The organism is Polynucleobacter sp. Latsch14-2 (assembly GCF_018881925.1).
In the GTDB taxonomy this organism is placed as follows: domain Bacteria; phylum Pseudomonadota; class Gammaproteobacteria; order Burkholderiales; family Burkholderiaceae; genus Polynucleobacter.
This window is the reverse complement of the sequence record NZ_JACVPL010000036.1, coordinates 1-2168: the sequence shown is the minus strand read 5'-3', so window position 1 is coordinate 2168 and position 2168 is coordinate 1. Positions and strand designations below refer to the sequence as shown.

The following is a 2168-nucleotide window of genomic DNA, read 5'->3' as shown; positions in this document are numbered from 1 at the left end:
TCAGTTTGGCTAAGGTGTTGATAGGTCATGGCTACTTTGACTTGGAGGTCTAGAAGCTTTGGATACTAAAACATCCTTAGCCTCCTTACCTAGTTGTTCAAAGTTGCACTTCGTGGTTGAATCCACCCCCTATAAACATAGCGAATTTGCTATATATCAATTAAATCAAACTAAACACTTTATAAAAATTACATTTAGAATCTGATCCTTAAATGTTAATATATTTGTATAGTTTTTTGAAAAAATGGACCAAAAATGCTGCCAAACAAGTCAATGAAAGATTGGGCTACCAGAGGCATCCAGGGCTACGTGATGTTGATGCTGGAATATCTGCGCCTAAGCCCTACATATGAACTAGCGAGGAAGGCGAGAACGGGAAAGCTCACCGCAGCTCAAAGGAAGCAACTACCTCCTGACTTTGACTTAGTACTAAAGACATATGATGAATACGGAGATATCTCTACGGTTAAATTTTCTGACTGGTGGGCAACTACTGGACTTGCACTATATGGATCGGAATACATAAAACCCCAAGTGCGACAAATTGCCAATATGGAAAGAGATGAGCAATACGAATCTGGATTTAGTAGCTCTCTAGAGCGTTACTTCAGAACCTTCCGCGAAAAAGAAGGTAATGGTCCAGGTTTGATACTGGCTATTCCACTGGGAATGACTAAAAGATCCATCCTCAAACAAGTCACCTTGATGATTAACAAAACTGGCGTAACTGTCCCGCCTAAAGCCCAAAAAGCTAGGCGCTCTCTTACCGCTAAACGCCTGCGTTCGCCACCGCTGATGAAAGGTATTAACTTACTATGGCTAAAAGCCCAAAATCCAGATTGGGTGCTTTGGAGATTGGGTGTATTGGCAAATATCAGCCCAACAAATGCAGTAGGTCTTGACTATCGCAACGCAAAGTCCAACGCAAAGACTGTTGATCAGCGCACCAATATGACCATACTTACAAGTAGAGCTCTCACCAAAGCTCAATATATTGCAGAAAATGCAGCAAGAGGCAGATTCCCCGATCCTAAAGCCATCACGCTACCAACATTTGACTATGATGAAATGTATAAGCGCATGAGAGTTAGCAATCCCAAACTCTCAAAGCCAGCCGCTAAAAAGAGTTAAATCAACTCCACCGCCCTACGCTTCATATCGTCATTCACATCAATGTAAGCTTGTGTAGTGCCGATATTGCGATGACCCGCTAAGCTCATTAGCACACGTACACCTATTCCTTTACTAGCTAGGTTTGTAATAAAGCTTCTACGACCGCTATGACTAGTAGCACCAGCTATTCCAGACTCTTTATAGATGTGCTTAAAGTGCTGCGTTAATGTATTGGCAGTAAACCCACGCTTAGGAAACTTCTGTGTAGGGAAGAATGCGTAGTTACAGTCTTTAATGGCGATCTCATTGGCAAAAGCTTGAAGCTCTGCTTTTAAGCGCTCATTAAGAAATACTGTTCTAGGATGGCGACCTTTAGTTTGCTCTGGCAATAAGCGTATCTCGCTTTTCACTTGATTTTCAGGGTCTAAAACGTCGCATATACGAAGGGCTGCCACTTCCCCTACTCTGAGTCCACCCCAATGGGTTAATAGCAGCATAGCGCGATTACGCACGCTGTGTTTGGTGGTTTGTACATATGTTAAAACTTGGGTGAGTTCTGCACTACTAAACGATTTTGCTTGTGGCATATAGCTGTCCTTTAAATGTAATAAATACACAGCTACAGTATGTTTTCTGATATTTGGTTTGGACAACCGACTATGGCTTAAATGCCACAGAAAAAAGAGTATTTGATTTCAATGACTTACAAGATAACTACAGGAAACTATACTTTCCTGTAGTTTTTTATTTAGCTGGTTTTTGCTGGAAAACCATGGCGTAAATGGCTAAAGATGTGGCAAGATATTCAAAAGCTTAGGGAGGTCCGAATGGGCATGTCTGTTACAAGTAGATTAACTATTAGTGGAAATGATCAAGTTAAAAAATTGAATCAAGATTTTGTTAATGACTACAAAAAGAATGGATATAGAAACGTAGATTCAAACACGAAGTGCAACACGGTTTAAAGATTGATTAAAGACTTCATTGGGGGTTTTAAATCCTAATCGTTTTCTAGGTCGGTTGTTTAATCGGTCTTGGATCATTCTAAGCTCTGC

At 40.7% G+C, this 2168-nt stretch carries 2 protein-coding genes and 1 pseudogene; 1 reads left to right on the top strand and 2 read right to left on the bottom strand.

Annotated features, from left to right (window positions below; all coding sequences use genetic code 11):
- Window positions 1-255: 255 nt before the first annotated feature.
- Window positions 256-1131, top strand: coding sequence for a hypothetical protein (locus tag ICN46_RS11840; RefSeq protein ID WP_216209114.1), 876 nt, complete (start codon window positions 256-258; stop codon window positions 1129-1131).
- Here ICN46_RS11840 and ICN46_RS11835 read toward each other — a convergent pair.
- Window positions 1128-1700 (bottom strand): tyrosine-type recombinase/integrase, encoded by a 573-nt coding sequence (locus ICN46_RS11835; RefSeq protein WP_216209109.1) that lies wholly within the window; start codon window positions 1698-1700, stop codon window positions 1128-1130. The two genes, ICN46_RS11840 and ICN46_RS11835, sit on opposite strands and share 4 nt — an antisense overlap.
- 351 nt (window positions 1701-2051) lie before the next feature.
- Window positions 2052-2168, bottom strand: a pseudogene (locus tag ICN46_RS12205) (IS30 family transposase); the annotation flags it as partial.